Origin of the sequence: Sandarakinorhabdus glacialis (assembly GCF_014643455.1) — a bacterium.
GTDB classification, from domain to species: Bacteria; Pseudomonadota; Alphaproteobacteria; order Sphingomonadales; family Sphingomonadaceae; genus Sandarakinorhabdus; species Sandarakinorhabdus glacialis.
Genome location: NZ_BMJM01000004.1, coordinates 195,393 through 211,931, shown reverse-complemented (window position 1 = coordinate 211,931; position 16,539 = coordinate 195,393). Strand labels below are relative to the sequence as shown.

The window sequence follows — 16,539 nt, the reverse complement described above, 5'->3', positions numbered from 1 at the left end:
GGCGCTTCCCAGGGTTACTGAGGAACCCTGGCATATTTGTCTTCGAATCGCACGATGTCGTCCTCGCCAAGGTAGTCGCCGCATTGCACTTCGATCAGGTGCAACGGCACGTCGCTGCGGTTTTCGAGCCGGTGCTGGATCCCTACCGGAATATATGCCGACTCGTTGGTCTCAACCGCCCGCTCGACGCCGCCGATCGTCACGATCGCTGACCCGGACACGACAACCCAATGTTCGGATCGATGGTGGTGCAACTGCAGCGACAATAGCCCACCCGGTTTGACCACCAGCCGCTTGGTTTGAAATGTCGCCCCAATATCGATGTTCTCGTAAGTGCCCCACGGCCGGTGCACGACCGTATGCAGCAAGTGCCTCTGGCTATCGCGCGCACCAAGTTCCTCGACAACCGATTTGACTTCCTGCGCCCGGCTACGCGGTACGACAAGGATTGCATCGGCCGTTGAGACGACGACGAGGTCGCTGACGCCGACGATCGCCACCGCAGGCCCATTGTCGACCCTGACAAGGCAGCCGTGCGAATCGACCGAGACCACATCGCCGGCGAATGCATTGCCATTTTTGTCCTGCTGGGAGATTTCCCAAAGCGCCGCCCACGAACCGACGTCGGACCAACCCATCGAAACCGGCACCACAGCCGCTTTCGTAGTATGCTCCATGACTGCATAATCGATTGATATTGAGGGGCTGGCCTCGAACGCAGCAGGTTCGGGGCGGATGAACAGGCCATCCCTTTGCGAACCTGCCATCGCTGCCGCACAAGCAGCCGCTACACCGGGAGCATAGGTCTCGAGTTCGGCCATGTAGGTAGCTGCGCTGAACACGAAAATTCCGCTGTTCCAGGCATAGTTTCCCGCATCCAGAAACCCTCGCGCCGTCGGTTCATCCGGCTTCTCGACAAACCGCGCAACCGCATGCGCCCCCGCAACATCGCCGAGCGGTGCACCCAGTTCGATATAGCCATAGCCGGTCTCGGGAGCATTGGGCCGAATGCCGAAAGTCACCAATTGCCCGCTCCGCGCTACCGGCAGCGCAATCTCGACCGCGGTCCGAAACGCCACATAGTCCGATATGACATGGTCGGACGGCGCCACGACCAGCACCGCATCGGAATCCGCAGCCAGCGCCACATGCGCCGCAAGCGCGATCGCCGCCGCCGTGTTGCGCCCCGCCGGCTCTAATATAATCGAAGTCGGCACGACCCCAAACTCCTCGAGCTGGTCCGCGATCAAGAATCGCAGCGTTTCGCTGCCCACAATGATCGGCGCCTCGAACCCATCGTTTGAGGGAAACCGCCGTATCGTGCCCTGCATCATCGACTCGCCACCTGTCACAGCCAACAACTGCTTGGGATGCAGGGCTCGCGACAATGGCCACAATCGCGTCCCCGTTCCCCCTGACAACACGACGGGAAATACGTTCGAGAGGCCAATAGGATTCATTCAGGAGTTTCCGATCCGCCACGTCTTGCGCGGCATGCCTTCAGTCAATGCCAAGCACACAGCCGTGCACCATGCTTGGCTTGTTCAGCTTGGAACCATTACCCGCGTCGGTCGGGCCTTCGCGGCAACCTTTTCGATGATTGTTATGGAATCGTGTACATGAATCGCACCGATCTGGTCGCGCGCTGGCGACACCGTGCCATGATTATGATACCAGGCGTGCATGTCGTCGATCATATCCTTGACGTGCTCGATCGCTGTTCCCCTACGCCTGAAACCGCCCTCATACAGGCCGTGCCAATACGCCGAGTGCATGTCTTCGATAATGTAAAGGCCATTATCCTTAAGTAGCGGAAACAGGATGTCGAAACTCGCGCGCTGATGCCGTCCGATGTGCGAGCCATCGTCGAGAATGATGTCAGGCGCGCCGAGTTCCGCGATGACGCGCTTTAGAAATACCGGATCGTCTTGAGATCCGATACGCACTTGGTTGGGTGCAGTCACATTGTCAGCGCAGGCGGGATCGATATCGATCCCGAATATCGTAGCTGTTGGTCCAAAATAGTCGCGCCACAAATCGAGTGATCCACCCTTGTTGACGCCGATCTCCAGCATCTTGAAGTCGGTGCCGCGATAACCTTTCAGATACCGTTCGTAGATGCCCAGATAATGCACCCACTTATGCACCCGGCGCCCCTTTTGCGAGAAGAACACATCCGTCAATGTGCCTTGTTCCGACTCCGCAAACGCCCGGTCGACCGAAACTTGCGCATCGTCAAAGCTGGGATACAGCGGCGGCAGACCGAGAACTCGGTGAAGCCGGCTCTTGGCGCCCATTATCCAGTCTCTGGCTGGCATCGATACCCTTTCTCGCTTCGCGCTATCGCTTACCGGCGTCGTTCAACGGCGCCGAATTCCGTGCACGCAACTTGTTTACCCTTGTTTCAAGTCGTGAACCCGGTCTGAAGGTCGCCGCGATAGCGCGGCACGCTCCCGCCCGCAATGGCAGGTGGAGCTTGTCGTAGAGCCATTGGAGATAGCACCAGGGCACCAACCTGTTGAGATAGGCGCCGCGAAGCGTCATAGAGGCCTCAACATCCGTCCGGCTCATCCGAGACAGGTATGGATCGCTGCCGGGATCTTTTCCTCCAGTCGCAATTTGGAGCACGTGTTTAAATGTCGCTGGTGAAACGATCGCGTCGGCTGGCGCTGCGCACCGTGAAGTTGGTCGCGCGCGCTGCTGCCGGCCTTCGGGCCTATCCGGATGGCATGGCGCCCCCGACGACGCGCGCTGATTTTCTGGCAGGAATAGATACCGCCGGTTCGGTTCTCGAAATCGGACCATTCGACTGTCCCCAGTTCGAAGGCACTAATGTTTCCTACTTCGACGTGCTCGATCAAAACGATCTCAAGCAGCGAGCTATTGCCCATGGTCGTTCGCCAGATCGATGCCCCCCGATCGATTTTGTTTCATATAACGGTGATCTTCGCATCGTGGACCGCAAGTTCCACACCATTTTCAGTAGCCATGTGATCGAACATCAGCCCGACCTAATTGCGCACTTGCAAGCTGTGCGAAATATTCTGGCACTTGGTGGCCAGTATTTGATGATTGTTCCCGATAAACGCTTCTGCTTTGACCACTTCATTCCGGAGACCACTATCGCTGAAGTCATCGACGCGGCGACCCAAGCCCGAACTCATAGCGCACGCTCCGTACTTCTCCACAGTCTCTTCACAACGCACAATAGCGCAATCTCCCACTGGCTTGGCTTTCATGGCAAAAAGCCGCGCTCGAATCGAGAACAGAGTGAAATCGATGCCGCCATGACCGAACAAAAACATTCGGCCGATGGCGAGTATGTCGATGTCCACGCCTGGTACTTCACGCCTGAAGGTTTTCTAGATGTGATGAGGGCACTGGCCACGACGCAGTTGATCAGACTGATACCGGTCCGGGTTCATCAAACTGCGGTGTTCGATCAGGAGTTTTTTGTCGTCATGCAGGCAGTGTAACGACGCTGCGACCAACAGGCTTTGCTTGCACCGGGGGATAGCTGCGGTTAGGAAACCGCCATCCGAGCATCTGGAGGATCGACGCATGTCACACCGATCCGTGGTCATAGCGGCAGCGGTTAACAATGAGCAAATATTAGCAGACACATTGGCTCTGTCGCCCGATCTGACGTCAGGTCGCGTCAAGTTCATTCCTGTGCGCGCAGCGGAATCGGCTTCGGCCGCCTACAATACGGTCCTGTCAGAAACAACGGCTGATCTGGTCATTTTTGTTCATCAGGATGTGTATCTGCCGGCGGGCTGGGTTGCCCTGATATTATCGGAAGCCCTTCGCCTAGACCAGGAGTCGCCCGACTGGGCAGTCATGGGCGTCTATGGAATTACCCGAGAAGGTAAGCACCTCGGCCGGATATGGTCCGGCGACCAGCAGCTTGAATTGGTCGGTGATGGCGGCTTGTCCGGCGCTATTGCATCGCTCGATGAGGTCGTACTGATCTTGAGAACGAACGCCGGATTGTCATTCGATCCAGATCTGCCCCATTTTCACATGTACGGAACCGACATCGTGCAGATGGCGGCTTCGGCAGGTCGCAGCGCTCATGTGATCCAGGCCCCGGTCGTGCACAACACCATTCCGGTTGTTAGTCTCGCAGGCGGCTTCACGGCTGGGTATCGCTTCCTGCAGAAAAAATGGGCAGTTCGACTGCCCATCGTAACATCCATGACGACGATCACCCACGCTGGCTTGCCGCTTTTTCGCGCGCGGGCGCGTCACTGGTGGTACAGCCGCCGCATGATTAAGCGATCCGGAATAGAGCCGCCACGCGTCACGGACGTCGTCGCGCTGGCCAAAGCGGTCGGATATGAGTCCATAGTCAATGCATAATGGCAGTATGAACGCGATCGATCAAAGCTATTCGGCCAAGCCGTCGCATTACTTTAGCGGCGCCCGCCACTCCCTAGTCGCACAACTACCTCATGCTCCAGGCGCCACTATCCTCGAGATTGGTTGTGGAAGCGGGGGTACCGGTGCACTCGCGCTCGAAACTGGGAAATGTGGCCGCTATTACGGCATTGAGATTGAACCCGTGGCAGCGGCTCGGGCCGGCGCGGTACTGACCGAGGTTCTGGTCGGTAATGTTGAAATCATGAAGTTGCCGTACGAGGAGTCCTCTCTTGATGTCATCATCATAAGCGAAGTCCTGGAACACCTCGTCGATCCATGGGCCGTTGTTGCTCGGCTTGTAAAACTCCTGAAGCCGTCCGGGATCATGGTTGCCACTTCACCGAACATTAGCCACTGGCGCGTTATTGGCGCCTTGTTCACCGGCCGCTTTGACTATTCGGAAATTGGGGTCATGGATCGTACCCATCTGCGTTGGTTCACCCCGGCCAGCTTTCGCCGCATGTTCACCGAAGCCGGTTTTGTCGTGGATCGGGTCGGACCATCCGGCGGTTTTGGCAAGGCAGCACGAACGATCAACCTCGTGACAGGCGGCGCAAGCGAGCACCTGTTTTGCACTCAGATTGCGCTGTTCGGCCACAGGCCGGCCTAGCTGTGCAACAGGAACAAGGGCGCGGCGCCGGTTTCAATGCTGCGTGGAACATCATAGGGGGATTGGCCCCGGCAATTCTTGCGGTCGTTCTGCCACCGATCTTAACGCGCTCGTTGAGCCCGGATAGTTTCGGCCTTTGGGTCATTGTCTTGCAAGTAACTGCAATTGCGGCCGCTTTTGGGACGGTCGCACAGATCAGCGTCGCCCGCCATGTAGCCAGCGCAAATGCTCGCGGCGACGGTGGCGACCGCGATGAATACGTCAGCACGGCTCTGGTGCTCGCCGGACTGGGCGGCGCGTTGCTGATCGCTCTGATGGCCATCGCGGGGCTGAATATCGCACGATTGCTGCCACAGGTGCCGTCTTCCTTGCAGCAGATGGGCGGGCTTGCGTTGCTGACCATCAGTGCTGGCGCGTCCCTGACAATGCCGGGTGGGGTCATAACCGGACAATTCATGGGCGAACAAAGGAGCCATGTACCAAATGCGATCGTGTTTGTCGGTCGCCTCGCCCAAGGTGCGTTGATCGTCATCGCGGCGGTGGCTACGTCGAACCTGATGGCAGTTGCACTTGCACACATGACCGGAAATCTGTTGATATTCGGTGCACAGGTCACAGCACAAAATCGCCTTTCGTCGCACGTTGTCGTCCGACGATCCTTGGCATCACGATTGGTGGCAAGAAGAATCTGGACGTTCAGCGCCACATTGCTGCTTTGGCAGGTCGCGGCGTTAGTAATAAACGGCGTTGATCTTGTGGTACTCGGGCGTATCGATTTTCCGACTGTTCCATTCTTTGCCGTGGCGGCGACAGCGTCCGCTATCTTTGCCGGTGTCGTTGGGTCGATTTATAACGCATTCCTGCCGGTGGCCTCCCGTATCCATGTGTCAGGCAACGGCAAGGCAATGGAAACCTTCCTGCACGAAGGATTACGCCTCGGCGCCACCTTCACGCTTATGGTCGCCATACCGTTGATCCTGTGCAACGAGCCAATATTGAGAATGTGGGTCGGCCACGAATATGCAGCCCGATCATCGCTGGTAATGTCGATCCTGATGGTAGCGTTTCTCGTTCGAACCAGTGTGATGATGTACGTGATCTGCTCTGTAGCGAGCGACACGCACGGTAAGGGGTGGCCAGGACCTGTGCTGGAGGCGATCGCGAATCTGGCCTTGAGTATTGGTCTTGGAATCTGGCTTGGTGCCACCGGTGTGGCGCTGGGCACGTTGGCTAGCGCCGGTATCGGGGTCGCTGCCTGGCTGGCGCTTGATCCGCTCAAGTCAGTTACCGGCGCCCGGGCGGGGTGGCGCGTATTTGTCCGGGCACTGATGCGGCCAGCCCTGATGTTGATGCCGATCGGACTGCTGGGGATGCTGGTTCCAAGCGCCGTCCGGGCAACCTGGGAAAGTCTGGCCTTGGTAATCATCTTGACGGGCGGCGTTGGCTGGTTCGCGACGTTGACTCGAAAAGATCGAGTGGCGATGGCCTCTTGGTTGGGCCTCCGCCTCGCACACCTGTCTCGCCGTGGATCTCCAAGTTGATACCCGACCTCCATCTGACATCAGACACCGATCAACTACCGCGCGTTGCGGTAGTGACCGTAACCTTCAACAGCGCCAGCGTGCTTCCGGAGTTCCTGGCGTCGCTGGACAGCCAGACCAACACAAACTGGACGTTGATTGCGGTCGATAATGCTTCTTCTGACGACAGTGTCGATCAGCTGGCGGCCTGGGGCGACCCACGCCTTCAACTTGTCCGGAATCCTGCCAACGTCGGCTTTGCGCGTGCCACCAATCAGGGGCTTCGCATGGCCATGGAGCAAAATATCGAGTGGGTGCTGATCCTCAACAACGATACCAGCTTTTCGCCCGATGCCCTCGCAGTGCTCATGCAGCGGGCATCAGCAGGCGATGCGGCAGTTTATGCACCCCATATCGTCTATCATCGGTCCCCGGCTGTAACTTGGTACGCGGGCGGACATTTTTCCAGCGCTTGGGGATTTCGCGCCGAGCTGGAAGGAGAAGGGCAGTCCGATTGGCCGGCATCACTCAAAGAGCGTTGGACCGAGTTTGCCCCGGGCTGCTGCAAACTTGTATCAACAGACATGTTGCGAACGTCTGGCCTCTTTGACGAGGACTACTTCGTCTATTGGGAAGATGTGGACCTGTGCTGGCGGTGGTCGAAGCATGGCATCCGGATACGATTCCTCGCGAGCCCCGTGATACGGCACGATGTCAGCGCCCTGACCGGTGGCGAAAGCTCGGCTTTCTCTATCAGGATGTATCAGCTGAACCAGGTGCTGTTTCTGCGCAAGAATTTTGGCAAACTGAGCATCGCGCTGCGCCTCGTGCCCATAGTCAGCAAGATCGCCTTGTGTTTTATACTGCGTAAAGACAGCCTGTCACAGAGCCGGGCGCGACTGGCGGCCATTGCCGAGGGTCTGCGGTACGCGCTCGTCCAAATCGGGGACCAGTCCTGCTTGAATAACCCAATTGCAGCACGACCTGCTCCATGACTGTGCTGCCAATTGACCTGCCGCAATTCAACCGCAATTCGCCTGCCGCGGTGCGACTGCCCATTGCGATTGTGCTGGTTTCAATAGTCACCATTCCGACCCTGCTTTTCTATTTCAGCTTGGCGACTTCACTGGCACTCGGTTCGTCCGTTACGGCGATCTTTGTCACGATAGCAGCACTTTTGGCACCTAACCGTTTACGGTCGCCAATTCTTCGCAGCCTCGCCTTTGTCGGGATTGTTGCGCTCGCAATTGGTCTTCATTTGGCTGTTGCAGGAATGTTGCACCCCACCGACGCTTGGCACGCCGCAGCATCGCTATTACCTCTTACTGTTATCATCGTCGGCGGCACCGTTCTAGCCAACGCCATGAAAGCCACATCGGACCAGCGTTTCGATCGGGCCGTGCGTATTGTGCTTGCGGTGATGGGCCTCTTTGTCATCGCAAAACTGTTGGGTTTACGTGTGCCGGCCTCGCGCGAGTTTTCCAACCCGATCTTTCCGTTCACCGAACCCTCGCACTTCGTTCTGCTCCTCGTGCCCTTTTACATGTACGCTTGCGTGGCCGCCACCTCTCGACGCCGGCTTGCAATATTGGCGCTTGGCTTGGTCCTCATCGTTTCGCTCGAAAGCCTGACGCTGGCCATCGGCTGGATGCTTGTGGTGCTTGTCTGCTCCCGTGGATGGTTGGTGCCTGCCGGGGTGGCCGGACTCTCGGCTATCGTCCTTACGCAGGTCGACCTCGCCTATTTTCTCGACCGGCTGGACTTTAGCGACGAGACCACAAATCTCTCGACGTTAGTCTATCTCCAAGGCTGGGAGCTGGTCGACGAAGCACTGCGGACGACCCAAGGCTGGGGGCTGGGATTTCAACAGCTTGGACTTCAAGGTACAAACAGCGAGATTTCCCGGGTCATTTACTTGATCCTCGGAGCGGACGGAAATATCCTTGATGGAGGTTTTGGATTGGCAAAATTGGTGGGCGAGTTCGGCGTCATTGGCATTGTCCTGGCCGCCGGCGTCGTTACTCTTGGCGTACAGTCTCTGCTCCGCCTGCGTCAGGCCGCGCGGCAGCCGCGAGGCGCATCGCGAAGCACCATATTTGCGCATGCTGTTCTCGCCAGTTACCTTGTCGAATTCTTGGTTCGAGGCACCGGTTATTTCAGTGCGACTGCAATTCTGCTCGTTGCAGCACTATTGTTACGTTTTGGACCTGGCAAAGCTTCAGGCTTTTCAATCACGGGCGCCAATGTCGCTATCTGAATCGACTGCAAAACGTCTGTAGAAGGCCTCTGAATGGATCTGATCATAAATGGCACCGCCGTTGCCCAATCGTCGCTTGGTGCGCGGCGCTATTATGAGGCAGTCCGGGCCAACCTCGATTGGCCTGGGAAGATTGAAATCAATTCCACACCGCCCGATGCACGCTTGGTCAGGATTCTTGAGATGCTTGATCGAGGACGCCGGGACGCGATCTATTGGTCGCCGTGCCACCGCGGTCCATTGTTCGCACACAACCACGTCGTGACTGTGCTCGATTGCATCAACATCGAGCATGTCTATCGCGATGATTGGCGGTTACCCCTGCTGCGTACCGTATTTGGTCGGCTGCTTGAAAATGCACGGGCTGTCGTGTGCATATCGAATTCGACCCGGACGGCGGTTCTACGCAATTTTTCGGTCAATCCCGACAAAGTATTGGTATTTCCTGGCCCTATTGATGTTTCCGTGACCGCGCCTCAGCAGGAAAGTGAGGTTGCACAGGACCGACCCGATGACTTTGTCCTGATGATTTCGAATACACTTGCTCACAAAAACACGCGGCGGGCGGTCGAAAGCTTTGCAGCCAGCACGGCAACGCGGCGCGGGATTGTTCTACGTGTAGTGGGTTCCATCGATCCTGCGGCCTTGGCCACTTTGTCGGGCTTGGATGTCGTCATCGAACAACACCGAAATGTGCCCGACACCATCCTGCGACAATGGCTGTTGACCTGCCGCTTTCTTTGGTCGCCCAGCCTCGATGAGGGACTTAATCTACCAATCGCCGAGGCGCTGTCGTTAGGAAGCGATGTACTTTGCTCGGACATTCCGGTTCACCGGGAATTCTACGATGGCGAAGCCTCTTTTTTTGATCCAACTCGGCAGCAGGCCATGGTCGAAGCCTTGGAATTGGCGTTTGAACGATCGGCTGGCTGGCATAGCAGAAGCTTGCGACCGCGGCCGAGCGCGAAAGACGTCGGCCACGCTTACTCAAAGCTGTTCAGCGAGATCGGCGCTACGTTGCAAGGATGATGCTGTTGCCAAGCTCGCTTGTCGATGAGGTCACTATATCGATCGTTAGCCACGGTCACGGGCCTTTGCTTGTTCGTCTTCTTAGCGATCTCAACCGGCAAACCGATTTGTCTGGGGTCAAAGTGATACTGACTCTGAACGTTTCTGAAGACGTTGATGCAGCCGTGTTCGGCAATCTACAGATTCAGGTCCTTCAGAATTTTGCTCCAAAAGGTTTTGGCTCCAACCACAATGCAGCATTTGCGCGATGTTCCACCAAGTGGTTTCTCATTCTCAATCCCGACCTTGGCGTCCATACTCCCGACACCTTTTCGCGTCTGGCCCTCAGCGCGGCCGCCATCGATCGCATCGGCGTGGTTGCCCCCCGGATTCAGTCGAGCAGCGGGGCGACAGAGGACTCTGTTCGCAGCAATCTGACCCCGTGGTCACTTGTCCGCCGCCGTCTCGGCGATCGCCGGATCATTGACTTTCAAGCAGCGTCCGTATTGGGCCAGCCGTTCTACTGGCTGGCCGGCATGTGCATGATGCTGGACTCGGACGCGTTCCGGTCGATCGGCGGGTTCGATGATCGCATCTTTCTTTATTGCGAAGATTACGATCTTTGCGCCCGGCTTTATAACACCGGCTACGTACTTGCGGTAGATCAAAACGTAAGCGTCACTCACGACGCCCAACGTGACAGTCACCGATCCAGCCGTCACCTGCGCTGGCATCTTGCCAGCCTGTTTCGTATATGGACCAGCTCGACCTTCTGGCGCGTCACGTTACCGGCATCCCGACCTTGATGTCGCCGGTTGCAGATGCCCCGCCCAACCAATATTTTATCGATGAGAAGCCATAATCAAATGAAGTCAGCATTGATCACCGGCATCACTGGGCAGGATGGCGCGTATCTCGCCGAATTGCTCCTGGACAAAGGCTATCGCGTCCACGGCGGATTTCGGCGGACAAGCTCTGTCAACTTCTGGCGTCTCGAGAGCCTCGGCATCCTTGACCATCCCCGATTGAAGCTGATCGAATTCGATCTTACCGATCCCGCCTCTTGCATGACATTGGTCAGCAATGCCAAGCCGCAGGAAATCTACAATCTTGCTGCACAAAGTTTTGTCGGTGTGTCGTTCACGCAGCCATCAGCGACAGCCGCGATCACGGGGATCGGTGCGCTCAACATGCTTGAGGCAATCCGAATCATCGATCCGTCGATCCGGTTCTATCAAGCTTCCACTTCCGAAATGTTTGGCAAAGTGCAGGCCGTGCCCCAGTCTGAATCGACACCATTCTATCCCCGCAGCCCATACGGCGTTGCCAAGCTGTACGCGCACTGGATGACCATCAACTACCGGGAAGCACATGGTCTATTCGCCAGCAGCGGCATCCTGTTCAACCACGAATCCCCCTTGCGTGGTCGAGAGTTCGTGACTCGCAAGATTACCGATAGCATGGCCAAAATCAGCCTCGGAAAGCTCGATGTCCTGGAGTTGGGCAATCTCGATGCACAACGCGACTGGGGTTTTGCGCAGGAATATGTCGACGGCATGTGGCGCATGCTGCAGGTCGACACCGCCGACACTTTTGTGCTGGCTACCAATCGGACCGAAACCGTGCGCAGCTTCGTGCAACTCGCCGGGAAAGCGGCTGGGTTCGATCTGGAGTTCGACGGCGCGGGCGAACATGAACGCGGCCTCGACCGGAAATCGGGGCGTGAGCTTGTGAGGATAAATCCAGACTTCTACCGGCCCACAGAAGTCGAATTGCTCATCGGCGACGCATCCAAAGCGCATCGTGAACTTGGATGGCGTGCCGAAACCACCTTGGAATCACTCTGCCAGATGATGATTGAGGCGGACATGGATAGAAACCGGCGCGATGCGTCATTCTGAACGTGGCGGCGAACCTCTCCGCGCCCTTGTCACCGGTATCGACAGCTTTACTGGCCCGTTCATCGAGACAGAGCTGCGGCAACGCGGGTTTGAAGTCTACGGTACGTTCCATGGTTCATCGACCGGTGTGCACCGAAGCGATATCGACCTGCGCGACCCTGACGCAATCACAGCGCTAGTGGCCGAAATCCGGCCTAGCCACGTTATCCATCTCGCCGCGATTTCGTTCGTCGCCACACGCGATGTCGAATCGATCTATCTGACCAACATCATGGGGACGCGCAATTTGCTGTCGGCCCTGACCGCGGCCGACAGCCACCGCCCGCATTCTGTGATTATTGCGAGCAGCGCCAATATCTACGGCAATTCGCCTGTTTCACCATTGGATGAAACATCCGAAGCCCGACCGGAAAACGACTATGCCATAAGCAAGCACGCGGTTGAGAATCTTGCTCGGATTTGGTCGGACCGTCTCCCGGTAACGATCGTGCGGCCGTTCAATTACACGGGCCGCGGCCAATCAGAGCGATTCCTGGTTCCAAAAATTGTTGCAGCATTTCGAAAGCGCGTTCCGAATATCGAGTTGGGCAATCTCGATGTTTATCGAGACTTTTCCGACGTTCGCGATATCGCTGCTGCCTATGCCGGGTTGGCAGACGCATGTTGCCAAGGTGTTTTCAACCTGTGCTCCGGAAGTATCCATTCGATCGACGACATTTTGAGAATTGCACGACAAATCACCGGCCATGACCTCAATGTTTCAGTCAACCCCGATTTTGTCAGGGCCAATGAAATCAAGACACTGGTTGGCTCCAACCAGCGACTTTGCGCAGCTCTACCGGAATGGTCTTCGCGCAGCTTCGAACACACGCTACGATGGATGCTGGTGGACGGTCTGGATTAGCCCGTCCGTTGAAGCCGCCGGCGCCGACGCGCTGCAAAAGCCGGCAATACTGCAAATACGTGGATGAGCCATATCGCCAGCCCTGCGAAGAACCCCAAGGCAATTACTGGCAGCGGTTTTGGACTGGTTGGATCTTGCGAAACCCAGATACCCCCGAATGGTTCGGCAGCGTAGGAGGCAGTCGAACTCGCCATCATTCTGGTTTTTTCATAGTTTCCGAGAACCTGGGCCATCGATTGCCGATATTCCGCGACCTGGACCTGCGCGAGGCGCTGCTCGAGATACTCGACATAGGTTGTTGCCCGCGCCAGCGCCTGTTCTCTCATATAGCCATCGGCGGCTGCATTAACCCGGCCAAGAAAAATCCTGGCGAATTTAGCATCTTCATTTTCGTAGGATAGCGTGATCGCAGCCTTACGCTTGTCCTCGGAAGCGGACAGTTCCCGATCGAGATACGTCTTGAGGTCAGACGCGTCGGGTTCGTGCCAAGGCCGTATAGGCATGCCCAGTAGAGATTTTATGCTTTTTATCAGAGGCCTGATTGCCGACGGTGGTTCCTGCCAGCGATTCTCTCGATCATTCCAGGATCTGGGGAAAACTCGCTTCATCAGATCGCGATCAGAATTCAGCAATTGCGCCACGGCGTAGGAAGTCGCCGCCTCTCCATACATAGAGAAAGCCGATCCAGCCTGTTCATTCAGGTTCAAGCCGACAAGAGACCCCAGCCCAGCAAGATTTCCGGCTGCCTTCGAGCCGCTCTGATCGGCCGGAGTGACCACCATGACCGCCATATATCGATGAGGCGCAGCGTGGAGATAGGCCACAGCCATGGCGACACATGCCACAACGAACAGCATGCCGGTCCAACGCTGCGACCATACCCGCCGAGCCAAGGCTGCAAGATCGATCTCGCCTGGTTCAGGAATTCTGGCGCTTGTAACTTCGGTCATTATGTCTTCAATATCCATGCGCCGAAGATGCGCAAGAGGCACTGCCAGCCTGAGCGCCGGCCACTCTCGGCCCAGCGTTTATCAGAACCGCTGACGCAGCGACATCTCGACCGCTGCGCGTCCCTCCCGCCGTTCCGGTGTATTCGGGGAGTCGGTTTGATATCTAGCTTCTACTCTCAGGTCACCATAGGCAGTCGGCACCTCAGCGCCCGCCGTCAAGATTGCGAACGTCTCGGAATTTGCCGACACTCGGTAACTGATCGGGTGGGTTGGCAATCCAGGCCCGCCGACGACCCACGGCGGATTTCCTGTATTGGTTACATTCAGGTGCACCGAACGCAACGACGCATACCACCGGCGATTTCTCGTATCCGTCAGTGTACCCGCGAACATGAGGTTGCGTGAATCGCCATCGGTCCAGTGCCCAATCGGCAGGTTTTTGTAGGTGAAGCCAGTGTAATAAAGAACGTTATTATAAGCCGAGGCCGGATAGCGCGTCTGCCCGCCGGTCAGCGATTCAAGCGGCGTGCCATTGAACAACGATGTCGCATAGGTGTCGCTATATTCCAGTTTCGCCGTCCACACCGCACCCTTGCTGCCCCAGGGTCCCGACACCGATGTACCGATCATCCGCATATATTGTTCGAGAATGACGTTATCGAAATCCTCGGCCTCAGCCTCGACATAGAACTTCGCCGCCACCGGACCGAACCGATGCGTATAGCTGATGTCGAACCCGGCAATCTGGTTGCCCGGTTGATTGAGAAACGCCTGGGTATCGCCGACCGTCGAATTGTCGGCATTGCCGAAGCCGATGAACGAATTCAGGATCTGGCTGAACCCGCAGGGCCGCCCGTCCCCGCACAGTTGCTGCGCGCGATTCAGTCCGATCTCCCAACGCCGGCCGGGTGCGAAGCTCAGCCGCGTGCCGACCACCACGGTATTCCGAAAATCGCGGTCCTCATCCATGACTCCGGCAAACAGGTCCAGCCGGATCGGCCCGAGCCAGCGCAGCACCGGAAAATCGATCGCATCGGGCATCAGCCGCTTGATGCCGATTTTGGGGAACGGCCGCGCACTGTTGGAAAATAGCAGCGCACCGTCCTGCCCCGGCCCAAACCATTGCTCGGTGTAACCGCCATAGACCGCCCAGTTGCCGAGCCGCACGACCGCTTGTGATGGCTCGAAATTATACGCATCGCCGTCCTGGTCGGTCCGCAAACCGCCGCCCAGTTTGACACTCACTACATCTGTATTGAACTCCACGGAGGCGGAAGCGTCGCCCTTGGCGCGTGCCAGCGTTCCGAAGTCGCGCGCCACCGAGACATTGTTGGTGCCGCTGACACGTGCATCGACGACGACGCCCTTCGAGGCGAGCCTGCCCAGCCGATCCAGCCGCGAAACCGCCGATTTCAGATAGGGATCGAGCTCGCGGCCGTCATGCGCGCGATCGATGCCGGCATCGATTTGCGCCCACGGCAGCGGCCAGCTATCGACCGGCCCGTCGATCAGGCCCGCCGCCTTGAGCAGGTCCACGTCCTGACGCAGTTGTACGTCACCGACCAACGCCAGCGGACCGGCTGCGGCGGGCACGGCGGTCAAAAGCAGTGCAACAGAGCCAAGCGCTCGGCAAAAAGTCGGACGCATCGGTGCAAGGCCTTGTGCGGAATGATCGTTATCGCCGGAACGTGCCCCGCCTTAAAGCGGAACGCCCGACGCGGCTAGGGCCATGACGATTTGGTCACCCGGTCCAGCTACCGTCCTGTCGCGCGCTGGACGAAAAAAGGGGGCGGGGAGATCCCCCGCCCCGCCTTCGGTTTCATCGCGCATCCAAGGTTCAGTCGCGCGATGCGATGGTGATGTTGGTCTGGGCGAGCGCGCCGGCGCGAGCCGAATCGACACAGCGTGCTTCCTCGTTGCGCGAGCGGACATCGTCGCTGCCGTTCCAGCAAACCTGGCGGGCCGCATGATTGACGCGATACGCAAGCCGCGAACGATCGACCGCATTGCCGAGGTTGAGGTCGCTGATCGTCACATAAGTCGTGCGCGGTGTCTCGGCAGCGGCAGCAGGCGCGGTCGCACCGAACAGGCAGGCGCCGGCGAAGATGACGGTGCCGAGTGTACCGGCAATGGTGCGAAGGGCGGTGTGCGAAACGGTCGTGAAAGCATTTGCGAACATGGTGAAGTCCTCTGGTTGGCGAAGATCCGGACCACCCGGCCTCCGATATCCGGTGCTTTGCATGTCCCGTGCCAACCACGAATAAGTTAGCCGCCGCACACCATATCAACGACTTAGCCATTTTTACGTTGCGCAGTCGGGACGACGTCCGTAACGATCCTGCCAAATATCGGTACATATTCCGTACATTTGGCGTGTCGCCCAATGTGGATCGCGAACCGCCCGTCAGACTTGCCCGTTAACGTCCCGCGGTGCATAGACTAGGGTCAATCATGCTCACCCAGCGTTCCCGCTATGCACTCCGTGCGCTCATCTTCATCGCTCGCACGGGCGGCGTCGCGCCGGTGCCAATCTCGGTCATTGCAGGAGACCAGAAATTGCCGCGCAAATTCCTCGAGATCATCCTGCTCGATCTCAAGAACGGCGGCCTTGTTGAAAGCTTCCGCGGCAAGATGGGCGGCTATCGCCTGGCCCGGCCGGCGAGCCAGATCAGTTTCGGCGAGATCATCCGCATGATTGAAGGCCCACTGGCTCTCGTCCCCTGCGTGTCCGTATCCGCCTACCAGCGCTGCGCTGACTGCTTCGAGGAATCGACCTGCGTCATTCGCAAGGTCATGCTGACGGTGCGCGACAATACCGCCGCGATTCTCGACCACACGACCTTGGCCGACCTGTCGATCGCCCGCGAAGCCGCCTGAAACGCAGCGACGCCAAAACCCGCCTGCGGGTTTGACGTTGCGCGAAGCCGGACTTTAGCCGTGCCAAGTAGAATCTTATTGCCTATCATC

The 16,539-nt window shown here is 57.7% G+C and carries 16 protein-coding genes; 11 read left to right on the top strand and 5 right to left on the bottom strand.

The window, feature by feature from the left end:
• Nucleotides 1-14: 14 nt before the first annotated feature.
• A complete protein-coding gene (locus IEW98_RS07625) occupies nucleotides 15-1,460 on the bottom strand; it encodes a mannose-1-phosphate guanylyltransferase/mannose-6-phosphate isomerase (RefSeq protein WP_188762331.1) in 1,446 nt (481 codons plus the stop codon).
• 84 nt (nucleotides 1,461-1,544) lie between these two features.
• Complete coding sequence (locus IEW98_RS07620) at nucleotides 1,545-2,297, bottom strand: class I SAM-dependent methyltransferase (protein WP_188762330.1); 753 nt, start codon at nucleotides 2,295-2,297, stop codon at nucleotides 1,545-1,547.
• A gap of 339 nt (nucleotides 2,298-2,636) precedes the next feature.
• On the opposite strand from IEW98_RS07620, the gene IEW98_RS07615 reads away from it, so the two are divergent.
• The 10 genes from IEW98_RS07615 to IEW98_RS07570 all read left to right on the top strand — a co-directional run bounded on the left by IEW98_RS07615 (nucleotide 2,637) and on the right by IEW98_RS07570 (nucleotide 12,622).
• Complete coding sequence (locus IEW98_RS07615) at nucleotides 2,637-3,476, top strand: class I SAM-dependent methyltransferase (protein ID WP_188762329.1); 840 nt, start codon at nucleotides 2,637-2,639, stop codon at nucleotides 3,474-3,476.
• Nucleotides 3,477-3,561: 85 nt separating this feature from the next.
• The gene (locus IEW98_RS07610) at nucleotides 3,562-4,362 is read left to right on the top strand and encodes a glycosyltransferase (RefSeq protein WP_188762328.1); all 801 of its coding nucleotides are present in this window, start codon (nucleotides 3,562-3,564) and stop codon (nucleotides 4,360-4,362) included.
• 7 nt (nucleotides 4,363-4,369) lie between these two features.
• Nucleotides 4,370-5,032: a class I SAM-dependent methyltransferase gene (locus IEW98_RS07605; protein ID WP_188762327.1), complete on the top strand. Its 663-nt coding sequence runs from the start codon at nucleotides 4,370-4,372 to the stop codon at nucleotides 5,030-5,032.
• 2 nt (nucleotides 5,033-5,034) lie between these two features.
• Nucleotides 5,035-6,573 (top strand): oligosaccharide flippase family protein, encoded by a 1,539-nt coding sequence (locus IEW98_RS07600; RefSeq protein WP_188762326.1) that lies wholly within the window; start codon nucleotides 5,035-5,037, stop codon nucleotides 6,571-6,573.
• Nucleotides 6,522-7,547 carry a glycosyltransferase family 2 protein gene (locus IEW98_RS07595; RefSeq protein WP_279380355.1) on the top strand — a complete coding sequence of 342 codons (1,026 nt, stop codon included), beginning with the start codon at nucleotides 6,522-6,524 and terminating at the stop codon, nucleotides 7,545-7,547. Before IEW98_RS07600 ends, IEW98_RS07595 begins: the two co-directional genes overlap by 52 nt.
• Entirely contained in the window at nucleotides 7,544-8,809 is a 1,266-nt protein-coding gene (locus tag IEW98_RS07590) for a hypothetical protein (RefSeq protein ID WP_188762324.1), read from the top strand. Before IEW98_RS07595 ends, IEW98_RS07590 begins: the two co-directional genes overlap by 4 nt.
• Before the next feature lie 33 nt (nucleotides 8,810-8,842).
• A complete protein-coding gene (locus IEW98_RS07585; protein WP_188762323.1) occupies nucleotides 8,843-9,838 on the top strand; it encodes a glycosyltransferase in 996 nt (331 codons plus the stop codon).
• Nucleotides 9,835-10,623 carry a glycosyltransferase gene (locus IEW98_RS07580; protein ID WP_188762322.1) on the top strand — a complete coding sequence of 263 codons (789 nt, stop codon included), beginning with the start codon at nucleotides 9,835-9,837 and terminating at the stop codon, nucleotides 10,621-10,623. Before IEW98_RS07585 ends, IEW98_RS07580 begins: the two co-directional genes overlap by 4 nt.
• A gap of 60 nt (nucleotides 10,624-10,683) precedes the next feature.
• Complete coding sequence (gene gmd / locus IEW98_RS07575) at nucleotides 10,684-11,718, top strand: GDP-mannose 4,6-dehydratase (protein ID WP_188762321.1); 1,035 nt, start codon at nucleotides 10,684-10,686, stop codon at nucleotides 11,716-11,718.
• Nucleotides 11,705-12,622: a GDP-mannose 4,6-dehydratase gene (locus IEW98_RS07570; RefSeq protein ID WP_188762320.1), complete on the top strand. Its 918-nt coding sequence runs from the start codon at nucleotides 11,705-11,707 to the stop codon at nucleotides 12,620-12,622. Before gmd ends, IEW98_RS07570 begins: the two co-directional genes overlap by 14 nt.
• On the opposite strand, the gene IEW98_RS07565 is transcribed toward IEW98_RS07570, so the two are convergent.
• The 3 genes from IEW98_RS07565 to IEW98_RS07555 form a co-directional block, all read right to left on the bottom strand.
• A complete protein-coding gene (locus IEW98_RS07565) occupies nucleotides 12,619-13,572 on the bottom strand; it encodes a Wzz/FepE/Etk N-terminal domain-containing protein (RefSeq protein ID WP_188762319.1) in 954 nt (317 codons plus the stop codon). The genes IEW98_RS07570 and IEW98_RS07565 overlap by 4 nt on opposite strands.
• 81 nt (nucleotides 13,573-13,653) lie before the next feature.
• Nucleotides 13,654-15,165 carry a capsule assembly Wzi family protein gene (locus IEW98_RS07560; protein WP_243450633.1) on the bottom strand — a complete coding sequence of 504 codons (1,512 nt, stop codon included), beginning with the start codon at nucleotides 15,163-15,165 and terminating at the stop codon, nucleotides 13,654-13,656.
• 244 nt (nucleotides 15,166-15,409) lie between these two features.
• Nucleotides 15,410-15,751 carry a UrcA family protein gene (locus IEW98_RS07555; RefSeq protein ID WP_188762317.1) on the bottom strand — a complete coding sequence of 114 codons (342 nt, stop codon included), beginning with the start codon at nucleotides 15,749-15,751 and terminating at the stop codon, nucleotides 15,410-15,412.
• Nucleotides 15,752-16,023: 272 nt separating this feature from the next.
• Between IEW98_RS07555 and IEW98_RS07550 the strand changes: the two genes are divergently transcribed.
• Complete coding sequence (locus IEW98_RS07550; RefSeq protein ID WP_188762316.1) at nucleotides 16,024-16,449, top strand: RrF2 family transcriptional regulator; 426 nt, start codon at nucleotides 16,024-16,026, stop codon at nucleotides 16,447-16,449.
• Nucleotides 16,450-16,539: the final 90 nt, after the last annotated feature.